At 59.0% G+C, this 25,989-nt stretch carries 23 protein-coding genes; 13 read left to right on the top strand and 10 right to left on the bottom strand.

All coding sequences use genetic code 11. The features are described 5' to 3' along the window. Positions 1 to 24: 24 nt before the first annotated feature. From GMET_RS07695 to GMET_RS07660, 8 genes are read right to left on the bottom strand one after another with little or no spacing between them, the layout of a single operon-like run. Entirely contained in the window at positions 25 to 465 is a 441-nt protein-coding gene (locus GMET_RS07695) for a Zn-ribbon domain-containing OB-fold protein (protein WP_004511539.1), read from the bottom strand. A gap of 51 nt (positions 466 to 516) precedes the next feature. Further along, positions 517 to 2,481: a (Fe-S)-binding protein gene (locus GMET_RS07690; RefSeq protein WP_004511540.1), complete on the bottom strand. Its 1,965-nt coding sequence runs from the start codon at positions 2,479 to 2,481 to the stop codon at positions 517 to 519. A gap of 1 nt (position 2,482) precedes the next feature. Further along, on the bottom strand, positions 2,483 to 3,370 hold the full coding sequence (locus GMET_RS07685; protein WP_004511541.1) for an electron transfer flavoprotein subunit alpha/FixB family protein: 888 nt from the start codon (positions 3,368 to 3,370) through the stop codon (positions 2,483 to 2,485). Continuing rightward, positions 3,367 to 4,122: an electron transfer flavoprotein subunit beta/FixA family protein gene (locus tag GMET_RS07680; RefSeq protein ID WP_004511542.1), complete on the bottom strand. Its 756-nt coding sequence runs from the start codon at positions 4,120 to 4,122 to the stop codon at positions 3,367 to 3,369. The genes GMET_RS07685 and GMET_RS07680 overlap by 4 nt, the downstream gene beginning before the upstream one ends. 10 nt (positions 4,123 to 4,132) lie before the next feature. Continuing rightward, complete coding sequence (locus GMET_RS07675) at positions 4,133 to 4,903, bottom strand: enoyl-CoA hydratase/isomerase family protein (RefSeq protein ID WP_004511543.1); 771 nt, start codon at positions 4,901 to 4,903, stop codon at positions 4,133 to 4,135. Positions 4,904 to 4,947: 44 nt separating this feature from the next. After that, entirely contained in the window at positions 4,948 to 6,180 is a 1,233-nt protein-coding gene (locus GMET_RS07670; protein ID WP_004511544.1) for an acyl-CoA dehydrogenase family protein, read from the bottom strand. Between the two features lie 33 nt (positions 6,181 to 6,213). Further along, positions 6,214 to 7,443, bottom strand: a complete 1,230-nt coding sequence (locus GMET_RS07665) for a CaiB/BaiF CoA transferase family protein (RefSeq protein WP_004511545.1) — start codon at positions 7,441 to 7,443, stop codon at positions 6,214 to 6,216. Next, entirely contained in the window at positions 7,427 to 8,665 is a 1,239-nt protein-coding gene (locus GMET_RS07660; protein WP_011365841.1) for a CaiB/BaiF CoA transferase family protein, read from the bottom strand. The genes GMET_RS07665 and GMET_RS07660 overlap by 17 nt, the downstream gene beginning before the upstream one ends. A gap of 872 nt (positions 8,666 to 9,537) precedes the next feature. Between GMET_RS07660 and GMET_RS07655 the strand changes: the two genes are divergently transcribed. The 7 genes from GMET_RS07655 to GMET_RS07625 are packed head-to-tail and all read left to right on the top strand — an operon-like array spanning position 9,538 to position 17,390. Then, positions 9,538 to 10,161: a TetR/AcrR family transcriptional regulator gene (locus GMET_RS07655; RefSeq protein ID WP_004511547.1), complete on the top strand. Its 624-nt coding sequence runs from the start codon at positions 9,538 to 9,540 to the stop codon at positions 10,159 to 10,161. Next, entirely contained in the window at positions 10,151 to 11,602 is a 1,452-nt protein-coding gene (locus GMET_RS07650) for an ABC1 kinase family protein (protein ID WP_004511548.1), read from the top strand. The genes GMET_RS07655 and GMET_RS07650 overlap by 11 nt, the downstream gene beginning before the upstream one ends. A gap of 19 nt (positions 11,603 to 11,621) precedes the next feature. Next, on the top strand, positions 11,622 to 12,308 hold the full coding sequence (locus tag GMET_RS07645; protein ID WP_004511549.1) for an ABC transporter ATP-binding protein: 687 nt from the start codon (positions 11,622 to 11,624) through the stop codon (positions 12,306 to 12,308). After that, a complete protein-coding gene (locus tag GMET_RS07640) occupies positions 12,305 to 14,860 on the top strand; it encodes an ABC transporter permease (protein ID WP_004511550.1) in 2,556 nt (851 codons plus the stop codon). Before GMET_RS07645 ends, GMET_RS07640 begins: the two co-directional genes overlap by 4 nt. A 19-nt stretch (positions 14,861 to 14,879) precedes the next feature. Then, positions 14,880 to 15,287, top strand: coding sequence for a hypothetical protein (locus tag GMET_RS07635; protein WP_004511551.1), 408 nt, complete (start codon positions 14,880 to 14,882; stop codon positions 15,285 to 15,287). Positions 15,288 to 15,342: 55 nt separating this feature from the next. Continuing rightward, positions 15,343 to 16,149: an outer membrane lipoprotein-sorting protein gene (locus tag GMET_RS07630; protein ID WP_004511552.1), complete on the top strand. Its 807-nt coding sequence runs from the start codon at positions 15,343 to 15,345 to the stop codon at positions 16,147 to 16,149. A 23-nt stretch (positions 16,150 to 16,172) separates the two neighbouring features. Continuing rightward, entirely contained in the window at positions 16,173 to 17,390 is a 1,218-nt protein-coding gene (locus tag GMET_RS07625; RefSeq protein WP_238378995.1) for a hypothetical protein, read from the top strand. A 119-nt stretch (positions 17,391 to 17,509) separates the two neighbouring features. On the opposite strand, the gene GMET_RS07620 is transcribed toward GMET_RS07625, so the two are convergent. After that, positions 17,510 to 18,250: a LuxR family transcriptional regulator gene (locus GMET_RS07620; protein WP_004511554.1), complete on the bottom strand. Its 741-nt coding sequence runs from the start codon at positions 18,248 to 18,250 to the stop codon at positions 17,510 to 17,512. A gap of 118 nt (positions 18,251 to 18,368) precedes the next feature. Between GMET_RS07620 and GMET_RS07615 the strand changes: the two genes are divergently transcribed. The 6 genes from GMET_RS07615 to GMET_RS07590 all read left to right on the top strand — a co-directional run bounded on the left by GMET_RS07615 (position 18,369) and on the right by GMET_RS07590 (position 23,644). Further along, complete coding sequence (locus GMET_RS07615; protein ID WP_004511555.1) at positions 18,369 to 19,265, top strand: MBL fold metallo-hydrolase; 897 nt, start codon at positions 18,369 to 18,371, stop codon at positions 19,263 to 19,265. A 99-nt stretch (positions 19,266 to 19,364) separates the two neighbouring features. Continuing rightward, positions 19,365 to 20,123: a hypothetical protein gene (locus tag GMET_RS07610; RefSeq protein ID WP_238378994.1), complete on the top strand. Its 759-nt coding sequence runs from the start codon at positions 19,365 to 19,367 to the stop codon at positions 20,121 to 20,123. Between the two features lie 49 nt (positions 20,124 to 20,172). Further along, complete coding sequence (gene dmpI / locus GMET_RS07605; RefSeq protein ID WP_004511557.1) at positions 20,173 to 20,358, top strand: 4-oxalocrotonate tautomerase DmpI; 186 nt, start codon at positions 20,173 to 20,175, stop codon at positions 20,356 to 20,358. A gap of 2 nt (positions 20,359 to 20,360) precedes the next feature. Next, the gene (locus GMET_RS07600; RefSeq protein ID WP_004511558.1) at positions 20,361 to 20,849 is read left to right on the top strand and encodes a YbaK/EbsC family protein; all 489 of its coding nucleotides are present in this window, start codon (positions 20,361 to 20,363) and stop codon (positions 20,847 to 20,849) included. A gap of 7 nt (positions 20,850 to 20,856) precedes the next feature. Further along, positions 20,857 to 21,678: a 4Fe-4S ferredoxin gene (locus GMET_RS07595; protein ID WP_238378993.1), complete on the top strand. Its 822-nt coding sequence runs from the start codon at positions 20,857 to 20,859 to the stop codon at positions 21,676 to 21,678. Between the two features lie 175 nt (positions 21,679 to 21,853). Further along, positions 21,854 to 23,644: a serine hydrolase domain-containing protein gene (locus tag GMET_RS07590; RefSeq protein ID WP_004511560.1), complete on the top strand. Its 1,791-nt coding sequence runs from the start codon at positions 21,854 to 21,856 to the stop codon at positions 23,642 to 23,644. A 153-nt stretch (positions 23,645 to 23,797) separates the two neighbouring features. Here the strand turns inward: GMET_RS07590 and GMET_RS07585 are convergent, their stop codons facing one another. Next, positions 23,798 to 25,987: a tetratricopeptide repeat protein gene (locus tag GMET_RS07585; RefSeq protein WP_011365838.1), complete on the bottom strand. Its 2,190-nt coding sequence runs from the start codon at positions 25,985 to 25,987 to the stop codon at positions 23,798 to 23,800. Positions 25,988 to 25,989: the final 2 nt, after the last annotated feature.

Raw genomic sequence — 25,989 nt, 5'->3', positions numbered from 1 at the left:
ACCTTCTCCCGTTTCTTTCAATAGTTAGGCAATCTTCTTGAACTTGTAGCTGATGATCGGCAGGTTATCGTTGTTCATCCTGATCGGCCCCAGAGTCAGTTCCACCTCTTCGTCGCAGCGATAGGTGTCAACTTCACCCTCCAGTTGGGCGAATACCCGCAGATTCTCCGGCAGATCCACATAGGCGAAGATGTATGGGGTTGCCAGCCCCTGCTGGCCGATATAGATATCCGAAAAACTGTAGACCTTCCCTCTGCGGGAGAGAGGCACCATTTCGAACTCCTCACTCCAACAGTTGGTGCACATCTCAGTCTTGAAATCCAGTTGCCCGCACTTCTTGCAACGATACCCCTTCAGATAGGGAAGGCCGCCGTCCTTGGGCACTTCCAGTATATCCGGGTGAAAGAAGGTAATATCGGGTTCCTTCTCTTTCGTCTTCTTCTGCTTAACCTCTTCCTTTGCCATGACACTCCTCCTGTAGTTGTTTTCAGCGCTCTTTATGAAAAATGACCGTTCTCACCCTTCCATCTGACTGCACACCAGTTCCGCGATATCCTGTACCATCTGTTCTTCCGTGAATTTCTTCAGGCCGTCCGTCAGCATCAGCATGCAGAACGGACAGGACGTGGCGATGGTTTTTGCGCCCGTGTCCAGCGCCTCTTTGGCCCTGGTCTGGTTGATCCGGGTCCCCTCTTCCTCGGTCCAGTAATTGCCGCCGCCGGCGCCGCAGCAAAAGCTTTCGCTCCCATGCCTCGGCATCTCCACCAGGTGGCCGATTGAGGAAACGACGCTGCGCGGCTCCGACAGCACGTTGTTGTGCCGCCCCAGGTAGCAGGGATCGTGATAGCAGATGCTCCTGCCGCTGTTGGCGAGCGTTATCTTCCCTGCCTCTATCAGACTGCGGATGAGCACCGCATGGGGGATTACCTCGAACTTCGCCCCCAGCAGGGGATAATGCCGGGTGAAGCTATTAAAGCAGTGGGGACACATGGTGATGACCTTGGTCACCCCTAGCTCGTTAAACTCCTCGATGTTCCGGCCGGCAATCTCCGAAAACAGGAATTCGTTACCCATCTGCTTTGCCGGATCGCCGGTGCAGCGGTTTTCCTCCAGGATGCCGAATGAAACCCCGGCCTTCTTCAGGATGGCGACCATAGCCCGGCCGATATGCTGGGTCCGCTCCTCATAGGCAACCGAACAGCCGATCCAGAGGAGATATTCGGTGGCGCCCCTTTCGTAGATGGGAACCTCCAGCCCCTTGCGCCAGTCGTTGGGGCCGAAACCGGTACCGATGAAGGGATGTTGACGGGCCTCCAGGCTGCGGTGCGCCTGCCCCATGATGTCGGGCATTTCCGACCGCTCCATGAGGAGATGCTGCCGCATGCCGAGGATGGCGTTCGGCTGGTTCACCGATACCGGGCAGGCTTCCATGCAGGCGGCGCACGTGGTGCAGCTGTAAATTGCGTCGGTGGATATGGTTTCCAGGAGCGAGTCGTCGTGCATCTTCCCCTCTTGCAGATACTCGGCAAGGGTGACCATTACCCCTTTGGGAGAGAGATGTTTGCCGGTCTGGGCCGCGGGGCAGACCTCGTGGCACCGGCCGCACTTCAGGCAGGTGGAGATGTCCAGCAGGTTCTTCCGGCTGAAGTCGGCCAGCTTGCTCACCCCCAGGGACGGGGCCTCCTCCCCTTCCCCCTCGAACGCCTCGAAATCGATGACCCCCATCTTAGGGCCGGGGATCGGGGTATCGAGACCGGCGTTGGCCGGAGCCAGCACCAGGTGTGCCAGGGGGGAGAACGGGATATAGGCGATCAGGGAGAGGACGAGCAGACCGTGGAGCCACCAGAGGTACCGATGAAGTTCGAGTCCGCCTTCCCCGGTTGGCAGCATGAACCCGAGCCAGTTGCCGACGAACGAGCCGGGATCAATGCCGTTCTGGGCGATTCGTGCCCCCTCGATAAAGAAGCCGGTAATGATGATGGCGATGATCCCGATCTCAATCAGGATGAAGCCCGAGTTAGCCTTGAAGCAGGTCAGCCTTTCGGGTGGGGAAAGCCTGCGTATCAGCAGGAACAGCACCCCGGCCAGGGCTGCCACCCCGGCGGCATCGAGGGCTCCCCCCATGAACCGGCGATTGAACTCCCCCGTGAAGACCGGGATGCCGAACAGCACATTTGCAAAGACCAGCACGGTCCCGACGGTCAAAACGACCATCCCCCAGAACAGGAGGCCGTGGGCAATGCCGGTGAACGGTTTCTTGTAGATACGGGTACCCACGATCCCCCTGGTCAGAAACGACCAGACATAAACCGGTCCCAGCTTCAGCGCATCAAGGGTAATCCCCTGCCTGACGCTCGCCTTCCCCTGGCGTATCCGTTTCCAGTGGCGGTAGATCCCGTACCCGAACACGGCCATTGCCGGGATGGAGAGGAGGTCGATCAGGAGGCCATAGCTGATATTCCAGTAGGGGATCCGTTCCATGTCAGGCGTTCTCCTTGAGGGCGTTGATCAGGGCCGGGACCGCCTTTTTGTAGTCACCGACGATGCCGAACCTGGCCCGTTTGAAGATGTTCGCCTCGTTGTCCTTGTTGATGGCTATGACGCATTTGGCGTTGGAAATCCCCGCCAGATGCTGGCTGGCGCCGGACACCCCGACCGCGAAATAGACGGTGGGCGCGACGATTTTGCCGGTCTGGCCGATCTGGGCGCCGGGCGGCATCCACCCCTCGTCCACCGCCCCCCGGGACGCCCCTACCGCGCCGTTCAGCATTCCGGCTATCTCCTTCAGGATGGAGAAGTTGTCGCCGCTGCCGATCCCCCGCCCGCCGGTCACCACGACCTCGGCGTCCTCCAGCGGAATACCGGTGCGCTCCTCCTCGATCTCTTCCAGAAGTGTTATTTTCTGCGGTCCGACCGGTAATTCTTCGGTTGCCGTCGTTCCTTCCAACGTGGCCGCTTCGAAGTATTTACGCTTGATTGTCAGAACCAGCGGCCCGGACTCCAGCTTGTAACGGGCAACAGCCTTGGAGCCGTAGAGGGACCGCTCGATTGTCAGGTCAGGACTTATGGCGGTAACCTCGGACAGAATCGGCGCGCCGAGGCTCACCGCCAGGGGGCCGGCCAAGCCGCTGCCGATGGCAGTCGTGCTGAGAAGAATCAGCTCGTACCTTTCCCTCTTGATCAGGTCGGAGAGGGAGGAGCCGAGGTTCGCCCCAAGGGTATCGGAAAGCCGGTAGGCCTTGCCGTAGCTCCCCTGCAACTCCCCGCTGCCCAGCACGACAACATCCGGGGCCTGGCCGAACAGCCTGCTTACGGTTACCAGTTCCCCAAGGATCTTGGCATTGGCCGTTTCGATGATCAGCGTTTTCATAGGTACCGTTCCTCCTTGAGCCTTCTCAAGAGAACACGAACAGCATCGTCCATATCCTCGGCCGGTATAAGTTCACAGTTGGACTCGACCTTGGGGATGCTCACCGACAGCTCGGAGACGGCCATCTTTCCGGTCCCTATTTCAGGGAGCTTCTCCACCGGCTTCTTCTTGGCCGCGAAGATCGCTTTGACCGCCGGAATCCGGGGAACGTTCTCCGGGACGCTGGTGATGGAGAGTACCCCCTTGCCGGAGAGCTTCAGCAACCGCTTCCCTGTTTCGGTTATCTGCGAAATTTTCCACCCCCCGTCGACGCTTTCAACGCTGCAGGCCTGGGGGACAAAGGGGAGGTCGAGCATGCCGGCCAATACCCCCGGGACGACGCCACGGTCCATGTCCGAGGACTGACGACCCGCAAGGATCAGGTCCACAGTACCCTGCCGATCGATGGCATCTTTCAGGTTGGCGGCAATCACATACGGATCGTCCGAATCCCCTTCGACCAGAACCACCTTGTCTGCACCCATGGCGAGCGCTTTTCTGAGAAATTGGACATCGTCGTTCCGGCCATAGGAGACAACCGTCAGGTCGGCCCCGAGTTTTTCCTTCAGCTGCACGCCGAGTTCGACGGCGTTTTCATCGTACAGGCCGATCATCCTCGTGTACCGGGGATGGGCTCTGTTCCCCACCAGTTCGAAGTCCGCGGACGGCACTTCGTAATCCGGCACCACCTTTGCCAAGACGACTATCTGCATGATCCGGCTCCTATCTCCCCCGATACTGGGGCGCTCTCTTCTCGGCAAAGGCGGTGAATCCCTCTTTCCGGTCTTCCGTGTCCCGCAGTATTCCCCACAGCAGGTACGAAAAGTCGATGGCATGGGGGAGCGGCATGTCCATCCCCATCACTGCAGCCTGCTTGGCCGCCATGACGCTCAAGGGAGCGTTGGAGGCGATCTTTTCCGCGTATTTCCGGGCCAGGGCCATCAGTTGGTCCGGTTCGGCAACATCACTCACCAGCCCGACCCGGTGCGCCTCGGCGGCGTCGATCATCTCGCCGGTCAGGAGCATCTTCATGGCAACCGCCTGAGGTATGGCTCTGGGCAGGCACTGGGTCCCGTTCAGGCCGGCAAGGCTTGCCACCTTCGTCTCTGTGAGGGCGAATTTGGCCGTGGTGCTGCAGATCCTCAGGTCGCACGCCAGGGCCATCTCCAGTCCGCCCCCCACGGCGTACCCGTTGATGCAGGCAATGATCGGCTTCCACATTTTCATGTGCGGGATGATCGGCTGCCCCTCCTTGTAGTAGAGTGCTGCCATGCATTCATCAGGAACCTTCGCCTTCTTCATGTCCGTGCCGGTGCAAAAGGCCTTCTCCCCTGCCCCGGTCAGCACCGCGATCCGAATCTCGGGGTTATTTTTCACCTCGCCCCATATCTCCGCCAGCCGCACGAGCCCCTCGGGGTCCAGCGCGTTCATGGCGTCGGGACGGTTCAGTGTGATGTAGGCGACATTCCCCTCTGTTACGAAATCAACTCCCATTGCATCCTCCTGGTATGGTTTAGACGGTACATCGTCATGTAGGGTCACTCCTCGTCGGCGGCAACGATAAACGGATTGTACGGCTTCTTCTCCTTCAACAGCTGCCGGGCAACCAGCCACCGGTGGACCTCTGACGGGCCTTCCACGATCCGCCACAGGCGCACATGGCGGGCCACGTATTCGATCCCCAGTTCATGCGAGACCCCGAGACCGCCATGGATCTGGATCGCCCGGTCCGCCACCCGGGTCAGCATTTCGGTGGCCGCCACCTTGACGCTTGCCCCTTCGATCCGCAGGTCCTTGTGCCCTTGGTCCGATTTCCAGGCCGCGTAGTAGAGCAGCCAGCGGACCTGTTCCAGTTCCATGGTGGAGTCCGCGATCCAGTTCTGGATCGTCCCCCGTTCGGCCAGCGGCTGGCCGAAGGTGATGCGGGTATTGGCCTGGTCGATCATCATCTGGATCAGCCGCTCCGCCATGCCGGTGCAGCTGGAGGCCAACTCGATCCGGCGCACGCCGAACCGGTTTTGTAGCGGGATGAATGCCTTCCCCACATCCCCCAGGATGGCATCGTCGTCCACTTCCACATCCTCAAGGATCAGGTCCCAGGTCGGCATGGGGCCGATTACCGGAATCTCCTTGCCGATCCGCACCCCCGGATGCTCACGGTCGATGAGAAACGCGGTAAACCGGTCTTTGGTGGATGCCGAGGGGTCGGTAACCGCGATAACGATGAAGAAGACGTTGTCATAGTCGCATTTGCTGATGAACGACTTGGTCCCGTTGATGACCCATTTATCCCCCTTCTTGACCGCCTTGGTCTTGAGGCCGCTCACGTCCGAACCGGCGCCCGGCTCGGTACAGGCCATGGCGGAATCGACGTCGCCGTTGCAGTAAGGGACGAAGTATTTTTCCCGCTGCCGGGGACCGCAGCACTCGTGCAGGTAATAGAGGTTGGGGGCATCCGGAGGGAGGGTGAAGCCGTGGTTGGAGAAGCCGACCAGGCTCTTGGAGAGTTCCTCCACAACCAGGGTCTTGGCCAGCATCCCGAGCCCCTGGCCGCCGAACTCCTCATCCACCTCAAGCCCCCAGAATCCGAGTTCCTTCGTCTTCTGCATGAGCCGCTTGTGATCCTCGTCGGGGATAAGATGGCCGGGCTCGGTCCAGAGAGAGAGCTCCCGCTCCAAGAGCGTCTTTTCCAGCGGCATCAGTTCGCGCTTGACGAACTCGCGCATCGACTCTTTGAGCATCATGTATTCTTCGGGTATGCTGAAATCCATTCTCTTTCTCCTGGTGGTAGTATTGAAAGGCAGCTACACAAGCACCTTTTCCTCGCTGAGCATCGCGATTTCTTCATCCGTATAGTCCAGCATCCCCTTCAGCACATCCCTGGTGTGCTGACCCAGCAACGGGGCCGCGGTTTCCATCCGGAGCGGGGTTTTGGAAAGGCGGATCGGCGCCCGGTTGTAGAGGGTGCGCCCCATTACCGGATGGTCCAGGTACGACCAGAACTCCCGCTCCCTCAAGTGATCATCCTCGATGGCGCCCCGGGCATCGTTGACCACGCCCGCTCTGACGCCGTTGCGCAGCAGCTCGTCCATGATCTTGTCCGCGTGCTGCCGGCTGGTCCACGCCTCCATATGCTCATTCAACTCCGCCTCGTTTTCCTTACGACTTTGCAACGAGCCGAACTTCCCATCCTCGGCCCAAGCGGGGTTGCCCATAACCTTCTTGAGCGCCCGCCATTCGTCCTCGCTGAACACGGCAATGGCAATCCATCTCCGGTAGCCGAGTGTCGTGAACAGGCCGTGGGGCGCAGCATTCGGATCACTAAGTCCCGCCGGCCCCAGCGTGTCGCCGTTTGCCGCATAGGTCATGGCACTCGTCGGAGCCATGCTGATGGCGGATTTCAGCTGGGAGATGGCCACGGTCTGCCCTTCTCCGGTCTGCTCCCGTTCAAGTAAGGCTGCCATGATGCCAAAGAGGGTATGGCTCGGGGCCATGACGTGGTCGGTATAATTCGTGCCGGTGCCGAAGGGGCGCTCGCCGGGAAAACATGCCTGGGCCGTCAGACCACACAGGGCGTTAAGATTGACCCCGAACCCCATGTAGCTCTTCTGCGGTCCGGTTTCCCCCTGCAGGCTCATGGTGACGTAGATGATCCGCGGATTAATCTTCCGGACGTCCTCCCACCCGAGCCCCCACTTCTCCATCTGCCCAACACGGAAGTTATTGATGACGATGTCGCTTTTCCTGATCAGGCGAACCGCAACGGCCCGTGCCTTGGGATGGCTCATGTCCAGCGCGATCCCTTTCTTGTTGGGATTGCGGTTGGCAAAATAGCCGCTCCGTTCCAGCCCCTCATTGATCCCGTCCTTGAACGGGCCGCCGGTCCGAAGTAAGTCCGGCCGGCTTTTGCTTTCAATCTTGATAACCTCGGCACCGCACTGGCCGAGGACGTTCGTGGCAATCGGACCGGCCCCCACCCAGGAAAAGTCGCACACCACGATCCCATCAAGGGCCTTTTTAAGATTTGGCAACATGAACAACTCCCTCCCTGTCAAGCGCATCGATTTCACTGCGGCTATAGCCGCATTCGCCCAGCACCTCGGCGGTATGCTGGCCAAAGGTGGGAGCAAAATCACCCAGGCGCCACTTGAGGTGCCCGAACTCGTAGGGAGCTCCCGGACAGACCACCTCGGCGCCGACCGGTTCGTGATACAGCCGCTGCCAGAAGTCGTGATGGTTCAGCTGGGGGTTTTCCAGAAGGTCTTTGCCGTTGCTGACCGGGCTGACGGCGACCCGGTGGGCCTGACCGGCGTCATAGAGGTATTGCTTGGTGTGCTTCATGGTAAACCGTTCGAAGATGCGGCAGAACAGTTCGTATCCAGCCTTGGACTCCCGGTAGGACGCGTTGATCCAGTTGTCGTTGTCGAACAGTTCCCATTCTTCAACACCTTCCTCCTTCATCCACTGGACAAAAGGTGTCCACATCGTCTTGTTTCTACCTACGATGGCGACGATAGCGATAAACCCGTCCTTACATGGATGGATCGTGGCCGAACCCGCCTCCTTGCCCCGCCCCCTTCTCAGCGTCCCTTCGAGGTCCCAGCATTGAGCGGCAGTCTCCAAGGCCATGCCGACTGCCTCCATGCAGGAGACATCAACAAATTGGCCCACCCCGGTTTTTTGAGCGAACAAGAGTGCGATCGAACTCCCGACTGCTGCGTATACCTCTGCCATCCGGTACGCCTGATTGTCACAAGCCCTTACCGGTTTGTCGTTATCGATACCGGCCAGATACAAAAAACCGCCGAGGGCAGAACAAGTCAGGTCGGAACCGGGATACGTACTGTATGGTCCGAAGCTACCGAATGGTGTAATGGATGTTTGTACCAATTTGGGGTTTGCCGCACTCAACACATCAAAAGAAAGGCCAAGTTCATCAAGATAACCGGGTGTAAAACTCTCAAACAAAATGTCAGCGCCCTTACACAGGTCGACAAAAACTTCTTTTCCTTTTTCTTTTTTCAGATCCAACACCAACCCTCTTTTGCCTGCATTGTAATAAATGAATTGCATACTTCTTTCTTTGCCGGGACGGTTCCCAAAGAACGGACCTGTTGAACGTAATGTATCTCCTGCAATTGGCTCTATGTGAATAACGTCAGCGCCTAGGCCTGCATATAGTTTTGCTGCATAAGGTCCAATCTCACCAGTAAAATCCAATATCCGCAGATATGATAACGATCCGGTATTACTCATTTGATTATCTCCAGTCAGCTGCATGGTTAATGTAATGCCAGTTACTTACCGTTTCTCTCACAAAAACCTAAACTAGAATGTAAGAGAAGGTAGTTTTCACTAAGTTCTCACCTATGAATATCAGTATTGTGACATTGTTTTACAATGCCTGTGGCCTATTCATTAGCACGCTACATGCCAAACAATATTTGTTGAATTTATATTTTTTTATTGACAGCAGAACAATACAACCCAAATGAATAGGTAATTTGTTTGTATTTCGACATGTTATAGCGATGTTAATTTTTAGAATAATGTTTTTCTTTAGAAGGTACAAAAGAACAGACCGTCAGGATCCGAATGCACATCGATGAAGGTAGAGGGGGGTAACATCTGACAATGTCGATGTTTTTTGAATCAAGCACATGAAACTAAGAAATACGAATAGGGAGAATACGAGCAACATTGAGATAACAAGCAATATTTCATCATTTTCTAAATTTGGCCGCTACAGCCTCGAACATTTATAAAATAATGAAAATCTGTGACATTATCATTAACCCATATGGTGCCCGACTACGGCCTTCCATTTACCATATCAGGCCATACGTGCCGTGGTCATTAAGGCCCTGGACGTTTCACTTGCCGACCAGGTTGATACCTCTGCAGATATGGGTGAGGCACAATCATGGCGCGACGCAAGGGACTTGCTGGGTTGATAATCTTTCCTTCTTTCGATCACTTGTATCCATCTCCAATGCTTGACCCTCCATCCGATTCACCCCGTTGAATCGTCTGTGTCTCGCGTTTTGTGAGCATGTTCATTTTTTGTGTTGCCATCCTTTTGGTTAGCCGTTATAGTGAGCGCGCTCATATAATTGAAGGGGTAATTGATGCGCATCAGCGAACAGGCCAAGCAGGAAAACCGCGGCCGCATCCTGGAGAAGGCGGCGAAACTGTTCTGCGGCAAGGGGTTCGAAGCCACCACCACCCGGGACATCGCCCTGGCGGCCGGGCTGGCCACCGGCACCATGTTCAACTATTTCCCCAGCAAGGAGACCCTGGCCATGACCATGGTTGCCGAAGCGCTCAGCCGCGGGGGGGATGACTATGAGCAACGCCGCAGCGGGAATGAAGAACTGGCAGAGGAGCTGTTTCTGTTCATCGCGTCGGGACTCCGGCGGCTGCGGCCGCTGCGCCCCTTTCTCGGGCCGGTTCTGGAGCGCTCCTTGAGCCCCTTCCCCCGGAAGACGGTCTGCCCGGAGGGGGAAGCTGCCCGGCAGGACCACCTTGCCGCCGTGCACCGTATCATAGGCCGGCACGGCTTCACCACTGCCCCCGATTACGTTGCCATAACCATCTACTGGTCCCTCTATCTGGGAGTGCTCGCCTTCTGGGCCAGCGACGAGTCGCCCAACCAAGAAGCATCCCGGGCCTTGATAGACTATTCGATCCGGATGTTCGTACAGGTGATCTCCGGCAGCGGTCCGGATGGAGGAGGCGCGCATGAAGCCTGAGAAGCGTCACGCAACGGAGTCGATGACCATGGAGGCGCTGCTCGACCTTCTCCCCAAGGATGCTGCAACTGATCCGACCGGCCGGCGGTTGGCGGAGCTGGTGACCCGTATCGCCACGAAAAGGGTGCCGGTCAGCTCGTTTTCCCGTATCTGGAACCTCGGCTCCCTCCAGGCCAGGGTGACCATTGGCTATGTTGCCTACTGGCTGCGCAGCCGCTTTGCCGATAGTGACGAGAAGCAAAGGCTCCGGAACGAAGCCCATCTTGCCGCGGCCCTGAGGCTGTTCGGCACCATGGGGTACCTGCGGGGTGCGGTGATGAAGATCGGCCAGCTCCTGGCCAATCTCCCCGAGGTGGTGCCGGAGGAGTTTGCCGAGGTGCTGTCGGCCCTGCACTTCGAGGCGCCTCCTATGCACTTCTCCCTGGTGCGGGAGCTGTTTCTCGACGAGTTCGGCCGTGAACCGGAGGAGCTGTTCGCCTCCTTCGACCGCCAAGCCTTTGCCGCCGCCTCCCTGGGGCAGGTGCACCGCGCCCGGCTTAAAAGCGGCGAGGAGGTGGCGGTGAAGATCCAGTACCCAGGCATTGCCAGGACCATCAAAGCCGACCTGCGCAACCTCCGGCTCCTGCTCCAGCCCCTCTGTCTGACCAACGACTGGCAGAACACCCTCGACAAGCTGGCCGACATCGAGCAGATGCTGCTCATGGAGACCGATTACGAGCAGGAGGCCCGCTTCTGCCGGGAGGCGCGGCTCCTCTTTACGACCGAAGACCGGGTGGTGGTGCCGCGGGTCTTTGACGACTATTCCACCAAACGGGTCCTGACCACCGAGTTCCTCACCGGCTGTCATCTGGATCAGTTCTTGGCGGGCAATCCGAGCCAGGCGGAGCGGGATCACTTCACCACCCTCCTCACCGTGGCCACCATGCGGATCTATTACCGGCTCCACTGGTTCTGCGCCGACCCCCATCCGGGGAACTTCATCTTCATGCTGGATGGTCGGCTCGGCCTGATCGACTTCGGCTGCACCAGGGCCATGAATGGGGAGGAGTGGCGTCTGATCTGCGAATTGGAGCAGGCGCATCAGGAGGAGGATGCGGAGCAGTTCGACCGGGTGATTGCCCGGGCGACGCTGTACGACTCGCCCGAGGCGATGGGGAAGGAGCAGCTGGCGGTGGTCCGGCGCAATGTCTTATGGAACATGGAACCGTGGCTCAAGGAGGGGCTCTTCGATTTCGGGGACCGGGAGTTCTTTATGCGCGGCATCGACGGGCTCATGGAGCTGACCCGCAAGCGGTACACCCGGGGCTCCCCTCTGTACCTCTGGTCCACTCGTTTCGTCCTGGGAGGCCGGGCCGTCTGCTACCAGATGCGGGGGCGATGCGAATTCCAGGAGATCTTCCGGCAGGAGTCGGCATGGGTCTGCCCGGAACCACCCATTTGAACCAAGGAGGCGGTACGCAATGCTGAAACTCCACAACGTATGCAAGAGCTACGAGGGGAAGTCACAGGTAACGGCCCTGGCCGGGATCGACCTGGCCATCGGAGTCGGCGAGATGGTGGCGATCATGGGTCCCTCAGGCTCGGGGAAATCAACGCTCCTAAACCTCATGGGAGGGCTCGATATCCCTACCTCCGGGGAGGTGCTAGTGTCGGGGAAGGACCTGGCCCGGTCGAACGAGAAGGAGCGGTCGCTCTATCGCCGCTCGCAGATATCCTACATCTTCCAAGCCTACCACCTGATGCCGACCTTGAAGGTGAACCAGAACGTGGCGCTGCCGTTGCATCTGGCCGGGGTCTCTTCCGGAGAAATCAGCCGACAAGTTGCGCGGGTCCTGCAGGAGGTGGGGCTTGTGGCACGGGCGAACCACCTCCCGGACGAGCTTTCCGGCGGCGAGCGTCAGCGGGTCGCCATCGCCCGGGCACTGGTCACCGGTGCGCCGCTGCTCCTGGCCGACGAGCCCACCGGCAACCTGGACAGCGCCCGGGGAGAGGAGATCCTGAACCTGCTTCGCAGCATCCATCGGGAGCGGGGGACCACCATCGTCATGGTCACCCACGACCACCATGCCGCTTCCGCCTGCGACCGGCTGATAAAGCTCCGGGACGGCCGAGTTGAGGGTGACAGCGCCCTCGGAGGCAAACAATGAATTTCCTGCTTCGCACCCTGTCCCTCTCCTACGTGAGGCGGCACCTGATGAAGACCCTGCTGACCCTGTTGGGTGTGGTGGTGGGCGTTGCCACCTTCAGCGCCATCAGGAGCGCCCAGGGGACCCTGGTCAAGGGGATACGGTCCACCGTCGACCGGGTCGCCGGCAAGGCCCACCTTCAGATCACCACGACCGGCGGTGTACCGGAGGAGGTACAGGAGAAGATCCGGACCCTTCCGGGCATCCGGGCAATATCGCCGGTCATCGAACAGATCGTGGTGCCAGAGCGGGGGGAACTGGGGAGCCTGATGGTAATTGGGGTCGACCTCCTGGGGGACCGGGAGATGCGGGAATACGGTTTCGAGGGTGATGACGCCGACCTGGACGATCCGCTCCTCTTTCTCGCCCAGCCCGATTCAGCGATCTTCACCCGCGACTTTGCCCAAAGGGCGGGGCTGAAGGCCGGAGACACCCTGCCGGTACGGGTGCCGACCGGGGTGAAACGGGTGGCGGCGCGGGGGCTTCTATCTCCCAAGGGTTTTGCCGAGGCCTTCGGCGGCAATCTCATGGTGGTGGATGTCTACGCCGCCCAGGAACTCTTTGGCCGGGGCCGCCGCTTCGACCGCATCGATGTGCGGCTTGCGGAAGGAACAACGGTGGCCCAGGGGACGGCAACGCTGGAGAAGGCACTCGGGCCGGCTTACCGGGTCGAAACGCCCGATCGCCGGGGCAAGCAGATGGAGCAGTCGGTCAACAATTTCGTTGCCGGCTTCAACGTCACCAGCGGCTTTGCCCTTTCCATCGGCACCTTTCTCATCTTCAACGCCTTCAACGTGGCAGTGAACCGCAGACGGCGCGACATCGGCACATTGCGCGCCCTGGGGGCCACACCCAGGCAGGTGCAGTCCTTCTTTCTGCTGGAAGCGCTGGTCATCGGCCTAGTTGGCGGTGCTGTCGGTTGTCTGGTCGGGGGGGCTATCGCCGAAGGTTTCCTCAGGATGATGGGGCAGACCACGGAAACCATCTATGGGGTCAGTTCCCCAGGAGGCTCTGTCCGGTTTCCTCCGGGAATCATCTTGGAGTCGATGCTGCTGGGCGTCGTCGCCTCTCTGGTAGGGGCATGGAATCCGTCCCTTGCCGCCTCCAGGATCTCCCCCACCGAGGCCTTTGCCAAAGGAACTTTCCAGGCGAACATCGCCGCAAGCCGGGCACCCCGCATAGCAGCTGGCGTTGTTGCCTTAGGTTGCGCCATTTTCATGGCCCTCTTTCCCCCATACGTGGGAACCCCCCTCATCCTTTCCGTCATGGCCTTGGGCGGAGTGGGGATGGTGCTTCTGGTAGGGCCGCTTTCCCGAGTGCTCCTGCGCCTCCTTGCCCCGCTGCTCATGGGGCTGTCGCCGGTGGCGGGGCGGCTCTGCTCCGACGCCCTCCTGGGAGCTCCACGCAGGACCTCCGGCACCGTCATGGCCATGGCCCTTTCCCTTACCTTCGTGCTGGGGATCGGCGGATATATGGGATCAATGACGGCTACGATGGTCAAATGGATGGACGACGTCCTCACCAGTGACTTCTACGTGCGGGCGTCCGCCAACTGGTCACGCCCCGATTTCCTCTTCCCCGGAAGCTTGCGGCAGGAACTGCTGAAGGTGCCTGGAGTGCGGGCAGTGGAATCGGTGAGAACGATTCGTCCCCTGTACCGGGGACATCAGATCGTCATCAGCTCATATGAGGTCGAGCCGGTGATGAAGCGGATCAAATATGAATATTTCAGCGGCAACGAGCAATCCATAGTGCAGGGGGTCGGCCGCCAGGGGATGTGCTATGTTTCCGAAAATTTCCAGCGTCGTTTCAATCTGGGGGTCGGCCAGGCAGTGGAGCTTGAAACGCCGACCGGCATTGTGCGCTTCCCCATAGCCGCGGTGGTCCGCGACTACGGCTCCGATCAGGGTTCCATCTTTTTGGATAGGAATACATATCTGCGCCATTGGCAGGATGACCGGGTGGACATATACGACGTATCCGTGGTTGCCGGAGCGGATGTGGGGCAGGTCCGCAACTTGATACGGGCGAAGCTTGCGGGGAAGATGCCGGCGTTGATTTCCACCCGCCAGGAATTCATCGCCGAGATCAAGAAGGCCATCGATGCCTTTCACGCCCTGACGCGGGTTACAGTTTTTCTTGCTCTGGTGGTGGCCTTCCTGGGGATCGTCACCTCACTGCTCATTTCGGTGGCCGAGCGGACCAGGGAGATCGGCGTACTGAAGGCCTTGGGTGCGATCCCGTCGCAGATAGTCCGCAGCGTCGTGGCTGAGGCGCTGGTCATCTCGCTGGTGGCGGTGATCGTGGCGATTCCGGCCGGCAACCTCTTTGCCTCCTTCATGGAAGGGGCGGTGGCACGGTTCTACACCGGCTGGAGCATGCCCCACGAGTATCCCTTGGAAATTCTGGCCCAGCTTCTCGTCGCCCTTCCGTTCATCTCGACGCTGGCCGCCTGGATGCCGGCGCGCCAGGCGGCACGGCTGAAAATAACCGAGGCAATCGAGTACGAGTGAATCAGGAGGAAGAAACGCTATGGCAGAAGTAGCGATAAAAATCGGCGGAATTCTCTCCGCCCTGGTGGGGATCGGTCACTGTTCTTTTTACCGGGGGTTCGGCTGGCGGGAGGATTTCGCCGGGACTAAGATACTGACGGCACGGGTACTCTACACGATTCATTTGTTTCTGATTCCCATGTTCCTGTTCTTTGCCTACGCTTCCCTCTTCCATACGAGCGAACTGGCCGGAGGCACGCCGCTGGGTGTTGCCATGAGCACCTTCTACGCCTCCTTCTGGCTGTTCCGGCTAATCTGGCAGGTGGTCTATTTCCGGCCGGCGCAGATACCGGAATTGGGAAGGCTCCTGCCCTTGCACTACTTTCTGATTGTCAGCTTCGTTGTTCTGGCGGCGGCCTATGGTGTGCCGTTGACAATGCAGGGGTGACCGCGGCGATTGCTGAGACAAATATCCATGACAGGTACCTTTCGAGGAGACAGAGATGAGTAACAAGAAAACCATGGTCACATCATTGGTTGTCATTGCTGCGGTTATTTCAGCCCTCTTGGCAGGAACCGTCTTCGCGGCCCCGGATGCCCGGGCGCTGCTCAAGGAGTCTGAAAACCGCCACCGTTCCAAGACCCAGCAGTATTCCGGCAATCTTGCCGTCGTCAACAGGGAGGGGAAGGTGCGCAAGAAGGGGTGGAAGAGTTATCGCCAGGGATATGCCGGTGACGCCAAGACCCTGACCCGCTTTACCGATCCCCCCGAGGTGAAGGAGGTCGGCTTCCTCTCCATTTCCCGGCCGGCGGGGCAGAATGACGACCAGTGGCTGTACCTTCCCTCAATGAAGCGGGAGCGGCGCATCGCGGCCCAGGACCGGGACGCCTCGTTCGTGGGAACCGATTTCAACTATGAGGACATGGAGGAGTTCGACCACGAAAAATACAGGGTGACGCTCCAGGGGGAGCAGACCGTTGACGGCCAGCCCTGCTACGTAATTGCGGCATTCCCCCTGGAAGGGGCCGGCAGGTCCGTGTACGAGAAGAAGATCCTCTACCTGCGCAAGGACATCCTCTACCTGCTGCGCATGGACCTCTATCGGAAAGGGGATAAGCAGCCGAGCAAGATTTTCACCCTTTCCGACCTGCAGCATCTGGAGGGGCATTGGGTCGCCAAAAAATGGGAGATGAGCGACCTCAGGAAAGGAAGCAGGACGACTGTCGTCCTGGACCGGATCAGCTACGACAAGCCCCAGCCCGTGGGCCGCTTCACCCTGCAGAATCTCAATCGCGAGGGGGGCGATTGAACGGATATCCTTTTCGGCTTTGCATGATTCTGTTCGTTTCGCTGTTCTCTTCCCCTGCCGTGGCCGGAGAGTTTTCCGGTTACGCCGAGGCAAAGGGGTTCGTCTATCCCGAACGGGCTCGCGGTCAAAGCCCATCTGTAGACGGCTGGGGAACCCTTTTCAACAAGTGGGAGGAAAAGCTGGGCGAAGCCCGGCTGACCGCATCCCTGCGGGGGGAGTGGCTTTCAACCGACGACCAGGGAGTACGTCTCCTGGACCCGGCGGACCGGCATTTCCGCCGTCCCCCGTTTTCGGTGCAGGACTTCTGGCTGCGCCTGCCCCTTTCTCCGGAAATCGACCTGCAGATGGGGCGTTTCCAGCTGGGCTGGGGAAAGACGGACGGTTACTCCCCGGCCGACGCCTTTCTTCCACGGGATCTGACCGATCCGTATGCCGACGAAAAGCTCCCCTTGTGGGCACTCCGGCTTTCGGGGCAGAAGGGAGACGTGCGTTACGAGGCCGTGGGCTGCCCGGTCACCACGCCGTGGCGCCTGCCGGTGCTCGGCAGCAGAAATGCGCCCATCAACGGAGAAATTCCCCGGGGGGTGTCCTTGAGAGAAATGGATAGCTCGCCGCCGGTGCTCGGGTTCGGCGCCATCCGCCTTCTGGCCACCTTCGGCCAGTGGGATGTGGGGGGGTGGGTGCGCGCCGGCATCCGTCCGGCACCCATCCTGGAATTCCGCACGGATCAGGCCGTGGAGACTTCCGGCGGCATCGAGATTCCCGTGGAACGCCGCTATGCAGAGGAAGAGGGGATAGGTATCGAGCTGTCACGGGTAGTGGGGGCGTGGGTCATCCGGGGGGAAGTTGCCGGGCTCTTCTCCAGAAACGATCACCTGGGCAATGCGGCCATCGGGTCGCTGAGCGCCGAAAAAGCCTTTGGCGACGGCACGCTGCTCATGACCCTGGCCGGGAATGCCATCGATCCGCCGGTGGATGAGATCTTGCTCTTCGATAGGGCAATCCTTCCTGCGCTCATCACGGCCTGGACCCGCACCGAGGAGTGGGGGGAGTGGAAGACGGTCTGGAGTGTGGGGCTGAAGCATGGCGACGGCCTCGTCAAGGCTGAGCTTTCCTACAACATTACCGACGTATGGAAGCTGACAATGGGGGGAGAAGCCCCCTACGGGTCGGGTGCCGGCGGCTTCGGCGCCCTGGATGCCGCCCGGCGCCTGCGCATGGCAATCCGCCGGAGCTGGTGAAGTTTGCGCATGTATCCAATTGGCCTGTGCATCCGAACATTTGGGAGGGAGTCATGAGCAATCTCAATGGTGACACCGGCACACAACTTTTTCACTGCAAGAGTATTCCCCTCCCAACATCAAGCCAGAGATATCAAACCGGTTGATATGGCTATAGCCACAGCGTGAGATCTGTTTGCTGCTCCGAGCTTCTGCACAATGGTTGAAGTATGGAACTTTACGGTCCGTTCGCTGATTCCGAGTATGACCGATATTTCCCAGTAGTTCTTGCCGTTGGCCAGCCAGCTAATCACCTCGATTTCACGCGGTGTAAGGGTGGCGAGACAGGCGGACGGCAGATCGGTCTGCACGGTTCGTCGCAGGGCCTCGTGAAAATACGGGGCCAGGATGTCGAGTATTTGGGGGGTATGCACTGGGTATTTCTCGCTGACGCAAAGGGAGAAGATGCTTGCTGTCCTGTCGTTTGATGACAAGACCCCGAAACTATAACCCTTGCGGATTCCGAAATCCTCCGCCAGGGAAAGAAATGGCTGCGGACGTCCCCACTTGAGGTATGCTTCGCTCCAAGGCTTAGCCGAGAAATCTGCTATATGTGCGCGTACCACTGGGTCTACCGCGGCAAAATCATGTTCAGCATAAAGACTGAGCCACTCCTCGGGGTAAGATATGTTGATGATCTGCTGGGCATTCATGGTCCCGGCTCCGTCAAAGCGTGCGGTACCACAAACGGCCATATCAAAAGATAGAAGATCGTTGAGCGAATGGAACAGCCGTTTGAGCCTTTCCATATCGGCACAGCTTCTGGATGCATCTATCAGCTCCAGCAGCCTCACCGCCTCCCTCCGTGATAGCCACTCCATCTATATACCTCATTGTCACTGTCCCAATGGACAGGTGATTTTTAGGGGACATTAACATATAGTGCATCATTCCGGCAAATGATTGGCCGTACCGAAATGCTCGAGAGGAGAACCATTGATGAAAAGGCACTTCCTGCTGTTTCCAATCCTGGTCCTGATGCTGGCAACACCGGCTTTGGCCGATCTCACCAAAATCAGCGACAACGTATACTCCTACGTGGGGGCGACGGATGCCTCGCCAACTCACAGCTTTGCCGCCAACGCCGGGATCGTCATCGGCCGCGACGGCGTGCTGGTTGTGGATACCCTGCTCTCAGCCAAGGAGGGGGAGCGGTTCCTCGCCGACATCCGCAAGGTCACGACCAAGCCGATCCGCTATGTGGTCGACACCCACATCCACCTGGACCATGCCTTGGGCAACTGCGTCTTTGCCAGGGAAGGCGCTACCATCATCTCCCATGAAGCCGAGCGGTCCTCGCTGGCCCAAAACGGGGCCGAGATTCTCAGAAAAGCCGGCGACTATGGGCTGAAACCGGAAGACATGGTCGGCACCGAGATCGTCCTGCCGTCGCTGACGTTCAGCGACCGACTGACCATCGACCTGGGGGGCGAGACGGTGGAACTGCTCCGTATCGCCCCTTCCCATACCGCGGGGAGCACCATTGTCTACCTGCCGGCACAGAAACTCCTCTTCAGCGGCGATATCCTCTTCACCGATTTCCACCCCTTCTTTGCCGACGGCGACCTCCCCAACTGGGCAAAGACCCTCGACGCCATTCTCGCCATGGACGTGGAGCGAATCGTCCCGGGTCACGGCCCCCTTTCGACGAAAAAGGATCTGCAGGAGATGAAGGAATACTTGCGGCTTTTCGACGCCAAGGCACGGGATCTGGTGGCAACGGGCAAGGATGTCGACACCGTTGCTGCGCAGCTCGCGAAGGTGCTGCCCAAGCGGACTCTGGCGGAGTGGATGATTCCCGCCAATCTGAAGGCCCGCTACCTGCATAAACAGTGAGAAGCACACATGTCTGCGAGAGTAACGGATTGGATGACTACCTTGTCGAGACTCCTCGTGCTACTCGTGCTCGCAACGAATATCTTCGGCTGTTCCCTAATGCGGAGCAGCGTTGCCGCCTTGAAATCCACCGCCGAGTTCGTTCCGACGGGAACCGATCGACGCGTCTTCGCGGAGCCGGGGGCCGAGGACGTGGCAACGGTTGCCGCCAAAGAGCTGGCCGAAGCCATTGCCACGGTGGAAAGGGAGCAGCATGGCCCATTCGCGGGGCCGGTTGAGGTCTACGTCACGCGGGACGAGGAGAGCTTTGCCGCATTTACCGGGGTGCCGAAAGAAGTACGCGGCGCCGTGATCCTGAAGATATTTCTCTCCGGGGGGCTGAGGAAGGAACCGGACCGCATCAGGCGGATCCTGACCCACGAGTTGTCTCACCTGCACCTGGGGCAGCGGCTCGGCATGGTCTATGGCTACAACGCCACCCTCCCCTCATGGTTCCAGGAGGGGTTGGCCGTGGTCGTCTCCGGTGGCGGTGGAGCGGAGAAGATGAGCGAGGAAGGGGCGGTCGAGGCAATTTTGAAAGGAAAGAGCATCATACCGGAGGCAAATGGGAGTTTCTTTTTCAAGAAATTTGCCAATTCATACGGGCTGACACCGCCCATGTTCTACCGCCAGAGCGGCATGTTCGTCGCTCACCTGCAGCGGCTGGACGAAGCGCGATTCCGCTCGTTCCTGCTGGCCATCAAGGATGGGCACGGATTTGGAGATTCGTTCGCCAAGTCATATGGAATGGGTGTGGATGAGGCGTGGCAGCAATTCACGGAACGATTTAAACGACGGCAGCCATCTGCCCATTTATGAATTTTCCAAGCCTTTGGTCAGGTTTGGTGACTGACAAGGAGGAAAAGAGATGCCGGTAATAACCATTGATTTGGCAGCGGTAACAAAGGAAAAGAAGGCACAACTCGTGCAGGTCCTTACCCGCGACGCCAGCGAAATTACGGGAATTCCAGAAGACAAGTTCATTATCCTGATCAACGAACTGGAGCGCGACAACATCGGCGTTGGCGGCACGCTGCTCTCCGACAGGATATAGCGGTGGACTTTGTGGCCGGGGAGGCATTCAGCGCCTTCATGGAGACCGTCGAGAAGAGCGGCATACCGTTTGTTCTCCATGCCCATGCGGCAACGCGGACAGTGGAAGAGGCGGGCCGAAATCTGACGTTCGACGTATCACGGATTGTTAAGACCGTGGCTTTTCGCATCAGGAGCGGCGGGCTCGTTCTGGCTGTTCTCCGGGGCACCAGAAGGGTTGATTATCCAAATCTCGCAGCCTTGATCGGGGTAAGCCGCCGCGACCTCGCACCCCTTTCGCCGGAGGAGGTAAGAGAATTTCTTGGTGTGGAGCCGGGAAGTGTCTCGCCCATGTCGCTTTGGGAGAATGCCACCGCGCTCATTGATGACGAGGTGCTGACGATCCTGCCGACCGTCTACTGCGGCATCGGTCGCCCTGACCGAACGCTGGAAGTTACGCCGGCTGATCTTGTTCGGCTTGCAGGCGGGCGTACCGGCGGGTTTTCGCGGTGATCCTATAATGATCGAAAGAGGGATGAACATGGCAATAAACTCAACAAGACTGATCTACTTCTCCCCGACCCAGACGACAAGAAAGGTCGTGGAAGGCATTGCAAAGGGAGTTGGTGTTGACGATGTTGAACACCTCGATCTGACGCCACCCGGTGCCGCAGTTCAAAGGCAAGTGGATACCCGTGATGGGTTGGTCATCATAGGCGCCCCCGTGTATGCCGGACGGCTCCCGGCCGAGGCAGCCGCCAGATTACAGCGCCTCATGGCAAACGGTACACCGGCGGTCATTGTCGTCGTGTATGGGAACAGAGCGTACGAGGATGCCCTGCTGGAACTTTGGGACCTAGCCCTGGAAGCGGGGTTCAAGCCCGTTGCCGCCGGGGCCTTTATCGGGGAGCATTCATATTCTACAGTTGCCACGCCGATCGCCGTCGGGCGACCTGATACGGAGGACTTGAGGGCGGCCAGGGACTTTGGGAGAATGATCAGGGAGAAAATGGGGATGATGGAAGATTTCGGAGACATATCTCTGCTTCAGGTGCCGGGGAACTTCCCCTACAGGGAGTCGGGTTTGTTTTCAAGCATATCTCCTGTTACCCAAGAGGCTGCATGCACAAAATGCGTACGGTGCGTTTCAGCATGTCCGACCGGGGCGATTGTCCTTCAGGACAAGGTGGCAACGGACCCAAGTATCTGCATCAGGTGCTGCGCCTGTATCAAGGGTTGTTCCGCTGGGGCACGAACAATGACTGATCCGCACGTACGGCAGGTGGCTGAACAGTTGAGTTCGAGCTGCCGAAGCCGGAAAGAGCCGGAAATGTTCCTGTGAGAGTTCCCCATGGCAAAAAATACGGAATCGTTCTATCTCCGCTCGCCTACATCTGATCCTAGCGCGCTGCGTTTTTCGTAACGAACTTTTCCCCATGAGACAGGAAGGCCAGAGGGCGCTGCCCGGTTCAGCCTCGGCGACGAGAGGCTAGTCTTGACGTAAAAAGAAGGGAACAATGATGAGAGTGACGCATTTTTTTATGGCCGCGATTGCGGTTGTCTTTGTGCTCGCCGGCTGCTCTACAATGCCGAAGAAGCCGGACAGTCTGACACGGGGAGATTACGGTTACACGAAGGAGTACGTCTCCTGGCTGATCAAAAAGGAGATGCGGGAAAACGACGTGACCGGTCTCAGCATCGCCCTGGTGGACGATCAGCGGGTTGTCTGGGCACAGGGTTTCGGCGTTGCCGATGAGGCGAACAAGGTGCCGGCCACACCGGATACGATTTACCGGGTCGGCTCCATCTCCAAGCTGTTCACGGCCACCGCGGTCTTGCAGTTGGCGGAACAGGGCAAAATGGACATCGACAAGCCGCTGTCGACCTACCTGCCCGAATTCTCCGTTAAGAGCCGCTTCCCCGATGCCGGCCCGATCACTCCCCGCACCCTCATGACCCACCATTCCGGCCTCCCTTCAGACTTCCTGAAAGGGATGTGGACGAATAACCCCGAACCTATTTCCAACGTGGTTAATCTGCTGAAGGATGAGTACGCGCAGTATCCCCCCAATTTCGTCTTCTCCTACTCCAACCTCGGTGTTTCCCTCCTGGGCAATGCGGTGGAGCGAATAGCCGGCCGACCGTATGCCTCCCAGATTGATGAGACGGTGCTTCACCCTCTGGGGATGGCCAGTTCGTCATTCTCTACCCATTCCGACGTAGCGTCCCGCCTGGCCAAGGGATACCGGAACGGGAAGGAGATCGGGGAACCGCAGCTGCGGGACATCCCGGCCGGCGGGCTCCACACCAATGTTCTGGATCTTTCCCGCTTCATGGAGATGGTCTTTGCCGGGGGGAAGGCCGGCGAACGGCGGATACTCAAGGAGGAAACGCTTGCGGAGATGCTCAGCCCGCAGAATGACGGGGTGCCCCTTGACCATGACTTCCACATCGGGCTCGGGTGGCTGCTGACTGACGTCGGCATCGAAAATGCCGGCAAGGTTGCCTGGCATGACGGCGCCACCCTACTCTACCGCAGCCAGATGGTCATCCTTCCTGAACAGAAGCTGGGGGTCGTGGTGCTGTCCAACTCAGCCACGGCTGCTTCCGTGGTGCACAAGGTGGCGACCGAGGCTCTAAAACTCGCCATGGAGGCCAAGGCAGGCATCCGGCAGCCGGAGCGAAGCAAGCCGGTTGAGCGCGAGGCGGACTTGTCCCCTGAAGAACGGCAAAAACTGGCGGGCGCCTACGTCACTCCCTTCGGAACTGTCAAAGTAATCGAATCCGGCACTACGCTGCGGACGGAGTTCTTCGGCAAAACCTTCAGCGTCGTTCCCCGCAATGATGGCCGGATGGGACTCCGGTACAGACTTTTGGGAGTCATCCCGATAAGTCTGGGAGATCTGGACTATCTCGGGTTCTCCACGTCGACGGTTTCAGGCCATAACGTTCTCCTGGCCACGGCAGCGGGGAAGAGCATGCTGGTCGGCGAGAAGATGGAGCCGGTGCTGGTCTCTGAACAATGGCAACGGAGGGTGGGGGCCTACGAGATCGCTAACCCCGGGGACGACACCATGCTGGTTGACGACATTCGCCTGCGGTACGAAGACGGCTTCCTTCGGGTCGACTACGCCCTCCCGCTGTTCTTCGACGGGAAGCTCAACGTATCGCTGCAGCCTCTCTCCGACACGGAGGCGGTGATCCGTGGCCTGGGTCGGGGGATGGGGGAAACGATCCGTGTAGTTGCGGTCAACGGCGAGGAGATGCTCCAGTATTCAGGATATCTGCTCAAAAAGAAGCGAGAGTAAGCCGTGGATCAGCACGATGATCTGTCTGCCAGGCGTGCTTCCGACGGGGTGCTGGTTCGGCGCTGAACGATAAAGAATCTGCACCAACCTTCATCAAGGGATATAATTTTTAAATCGTCGGTGCCCACATGGCGTTATCGGTCGCTGCCCCCCTCACCCCTTGATGATCCCGAGCGTCTTGACCGCCTCTTCCCGCCCGGCAAATCCGCTCTTGCTCGTCATTGCCTTCGTCAGGAGCTCTTTGGCACGGGCCTTGTCGCCGGCCTTGTAGGAGGCCATGCCGAGGTGATAGTCAATAACCGGGCTGTCGCCGGTCTTGCGATGCACCTGCGACAGAATTTCGACGGCCTTTCCGGCATTCCCCTTCTTGTAGTAGATCCAGCCGACGGTATCGAGGACCCGGGGATCGTCGGGACGGCTCTGTTTAACCTTCTCGATGAGCGTAAGCGCCCGGTCGAGATCGGCGCCCGAACCGGTTTCTGCCAGGAGGAACGCCAGATCATTGGCGGCGCTCCAGTTGGAACCATTAAGTGACAGGGCCTTTTCGTAGGCCTGCCGGGCCTTGCCATACTGATTCCGGGCAACATTCATCTGGCCCAGCAGGGTGTAGGAAGCAGCGTCGTTGGGATTTTGCTTCAGACGTTGATCGAGGAGGAATTCCGCCTTATCGAATTTGCCAAGCCGTGTATAGAGCCGCGCAAGGGAGCCGGCGAGGAGTTCCGACGACGGATTGAGCCGCACCGCCTGCTCCAGTTCTGCCAGGGCCTTGTCGGACTTGCCCCGGTGCAGGTAAATGTCTCCCATCTTGACGTAGCCGACCGGAAGGCCCGGAGCCTTCCGTTTAAGTTCGCCGTATTCGGCCTCGGCCCGCTTCAGGTCGCCGGCGGCCAGAAAAAGATCGCCAAGCTCCGCCTTCGCTTCCAGATCGTTGGGGCTCTTGGCAAGGACTTTGCGGAGGGCCGCCTCGGCGTTTTTCATATCCTTCTGCATGACGTGATACCGCGCCAGGGCCACAAGGGCATCGCGGTTTTCGGGATCGATCTTCAGGGCATTCTGCAGGTTGTCGAAGGCCAGATTCTTCTCTCTGTTAAGGAGATGGGCCTCGGCGAGACGGATAAAGCCAGGAACGGACTGGGGATTGTCGGTCACCACAGTGCGATATTCAGCAACGGCTTGGGCACCCTCCCCCTTCATCATGTGAATGTTTCCCTTGAGAAACCGTGCGTCCGTATTCTTCGGACTTTCTTTCAGCACTTCAGTTACCAGTTTTACGGCTTCGTCAACCCGGTTACGATCAAGGGCGATTTGGGCCAAGGCATTTTTCGCCTGGAGCGATTCCTGCCGGGAGGCTTTGTCGAGGCCTGCCGTTTCGGTGAGGAGCGTAACGGCCTGGTCGCCCTTGCCGGTATTGAGGTAAAGGTCCGCCAGGGCAAAGCGGAGCTTGTAGTTCTTCCCTTTTCCGGCAATCCCCTCTTTCAGAAGCTTTTCCGCCTCATCGGCCTCCCCCTTGCCGGCGAGGAATCCCGCGGCCTGAAGCCGGTTTTCCTCTTTTTCAGGAGCAATCGCAACCAGATCGGTCAGGGCCTTACGCGCTTCGGCAACCTTCCCCGTGTCCCAGCAGAGTGCTGCGAGCTTCAAACGGTGGTCTGTCCTGCCGGGTTCCAGTGAAACAACCCGCTGGAGCAGCGATATCGCCTCGTCGGTCCGGCCGGTCCCGACACAGAGACCCGCAAGGGTCAGATGGAGATCAGAAGACGAAGGATTTATCGCGAGCCCCTTGCGGAGAATCGCCTCGGCGTCCTTTGCGTTCCCGTCCAATGCGTGAATCGAAGCCAGGAGCGAGTAGGCATCAGGCTTCTTCACTCCCTTTGCCACAAGGCCTTCCAGTAATTCGCGGGCCTTACCCTTCTCCTTTCTGGCGATGAGGACCGCCCCTTTCAGGAGTTGGGCGTCTTCGCTGGCGGGGTTGATCTTCAGAACCTCCACGGCCTCCTTCATGGCCTCATCGGGAGCGCCGGCTCCAAGGTAGATGCGGCCCAGCTGGAGCCGTGCCTCCTGATGCTGTGGATTCAACTCCACCGCCTTGGTGAAGTTGCCGAAGGCACCCTTGATGTTCCCCTTCTTCATCTCCACCAGGCCGAGCATGTGGTAGGCCTCGGCGTATTTGGGATCAATCTGGATGGCATTCTTGAACTCGAGCGCCGCCTTGGCATAGTCTCCCTTGTCATAGAGCTCCTTCCCCTTGGCGTAGAACTTGGCTTTCTTGGCGTCGGGGCCGCTACAGCCGATAACAAGCAGGACGCCGAGGGTGGCGCAGATTCCACGTACCGAACGATGGTTCATCT

It is taken from the genome of Geobacter metallireducens GS-15 (assembly GCF_000012925.1).
Classification (GTDB): Bacteria; Desulfobacterota; Desulfuromonadia; order Geobacterales; family Geobacteraceae; genus Geobacter; species Geobacter metallireducens.
This window is presented reverse-complemented; position numbering and strand designations above follow the sequence as displayed.

Bases quoted from the DNA above. Each gene is read 5' to 3' on its own strand.
- dmpI (WP_004511557.1), top strand. From the start codon at position 20,173: ATGCCGGTAATAACCATTGATTTGGCAGCGGTAACAAAGGAAAAGAAG.
- GMET_RS07685 (WP_004511541.1), bottom strand. From the start codon at position 3,370: ATGAAAACGCTGATCATCGAAACGGCCAATGCCAAGATCCTTGGGGAA.
- GMET_RS07695 (WP_004511539.1), bottom strand. From the start codon at position 465: ATGGCAAAGGAAGAGGTTAAGCAGAAGAAGACGAAAGAGAAGGAACCC.
- GMET_RS07650 (WP_004511548.1), top strand. From the start codon at position 10,151: ATGAAGCCTGAGAAGCGTCACGCAACGGAGTCGATGACCATGGAGGCG.
- GMET_RS07630 (WP_004511552.1), top strand. From the start codon at position 15,343: ATGAGTAACAAGAAAACCATGGTCACATCATTGGTTGTCATTGCTGCG.
- GMET_RS07585 (WP_011365838.1), bottom strand. From the start codon at position 25,987: ATGAACCATCGTTCGGTACGTGGAATCTGCGCCACCCTCGGCGTCCTG.
- GMET_RS07655 (WP_004511547.1), top strand. From the start codon at position 9,538: ATGCGCATCAGCGAACAGGCCAAGCAGGAAAACCGCGGCCGCATCCTG.
- GMET_RS07670 (WP_004511544.1), bottom strand. From the start codon at position 6,180: ATGGATTTCAGCATACCCGAAGAATACATGATGCTCAAAGAGTCGATG.
- GMET_RS07610 (WP_238378994.1), top strand. From the start codon at position 19,365: ATGCGGAGCAGCGTTGCCGCCTTGAAATCCACCGCCGAGTTCGTTCCG.
- GMET_RS07645 (WP_004511549.1), top strand. From the start codon at position 11,622: ATGCTGAAACTCCACAACGTATGCAAGAGCTACGAGGGGAAGTCACAG.
- GMET_RS07635 (WP_004511551.1), top strand. From the start codon at position 14,880: ATGGCAGAAGTAGCGATAAAAATCGGCGGAATTCTCTCCGCCCTGGTG.
- GMET_RS07625 (WP_238378995.1), top strand. From the start codon at position 16,173: ATGATTCTGTTCGTTTCGCTGTTCTCTTCCCCTGCCGTGGCCGGAGAG.
- GMET_RS07590 (WP_004511560.1), top strand. From the start codon at position 21,854: ATGATGAGAGTGACGCATTTTTTTATGGCCGCGATTGCGGTTGTCTTT.
- GMET_RS07675 (WP_004511543.1), bottom strand. From the start codon at position 4,903: ATGGGAGTTGATTTCGTAACAGAGGGGAATGTCGCCTACATCACACTG.
- GMET_RS07595 (WP_238378993.1), top strand. From the start codon at position 20,857: ATGATCGAAAGAGGGATGAACATGGCAATAAACTCAACAAGACTGATC.
- GMET_RS07615 (WP_004511555.1), top strand. From the start codon at position 18,369: ATGAAAAGGCACTTCCTGCTGTTTCCAATCCTGGTCCTGATGCTGGCA.
- GMET_RS07665 (WP_004511545.1), bottom strand. From the start codon at position 7,443: ATGTTGCCAAATCTTAAAAAGGCCCTTGATGGGATCGTGGTGTGCGAC.
- GMET_RS07620 (WP_004511554.1), bottom strand. From the start codon at position 18,250: ATGGAGTGGCTATCACGGAGGGAGGCGGTGAGGCTGCTGGAGCTGATA.
- GMET_RS07690 (WP_004511540.1), bottom strand. From the start codon at position 2,481: ATGGAACGGATCCCCTACTGGAATATCAGCTATGGCCTCCTGATCGAC.
- GMET_RS07660 (WP_011365841.1), bottom strand. From the start codon at position 8,665: ATGAGTAATACCGGATCGTTATCATATCTGCGGATATTGGATTTTACT.
- GMET_RS07640 (WP_004511550.1), top strand. From the start codon at position 12,305: ATGAATTTCCTGCTTCGCACCCTGTCCCTCTCCTACGTGAGGCGGCAC.
- GMET_RS07680 (WP_004511542.1), bottom strand. From the start codon at position 4,122: ATGCAGATAGTCGTCTTGGCAAAGGTGGTGCCGGATTACGAAGTGCCG.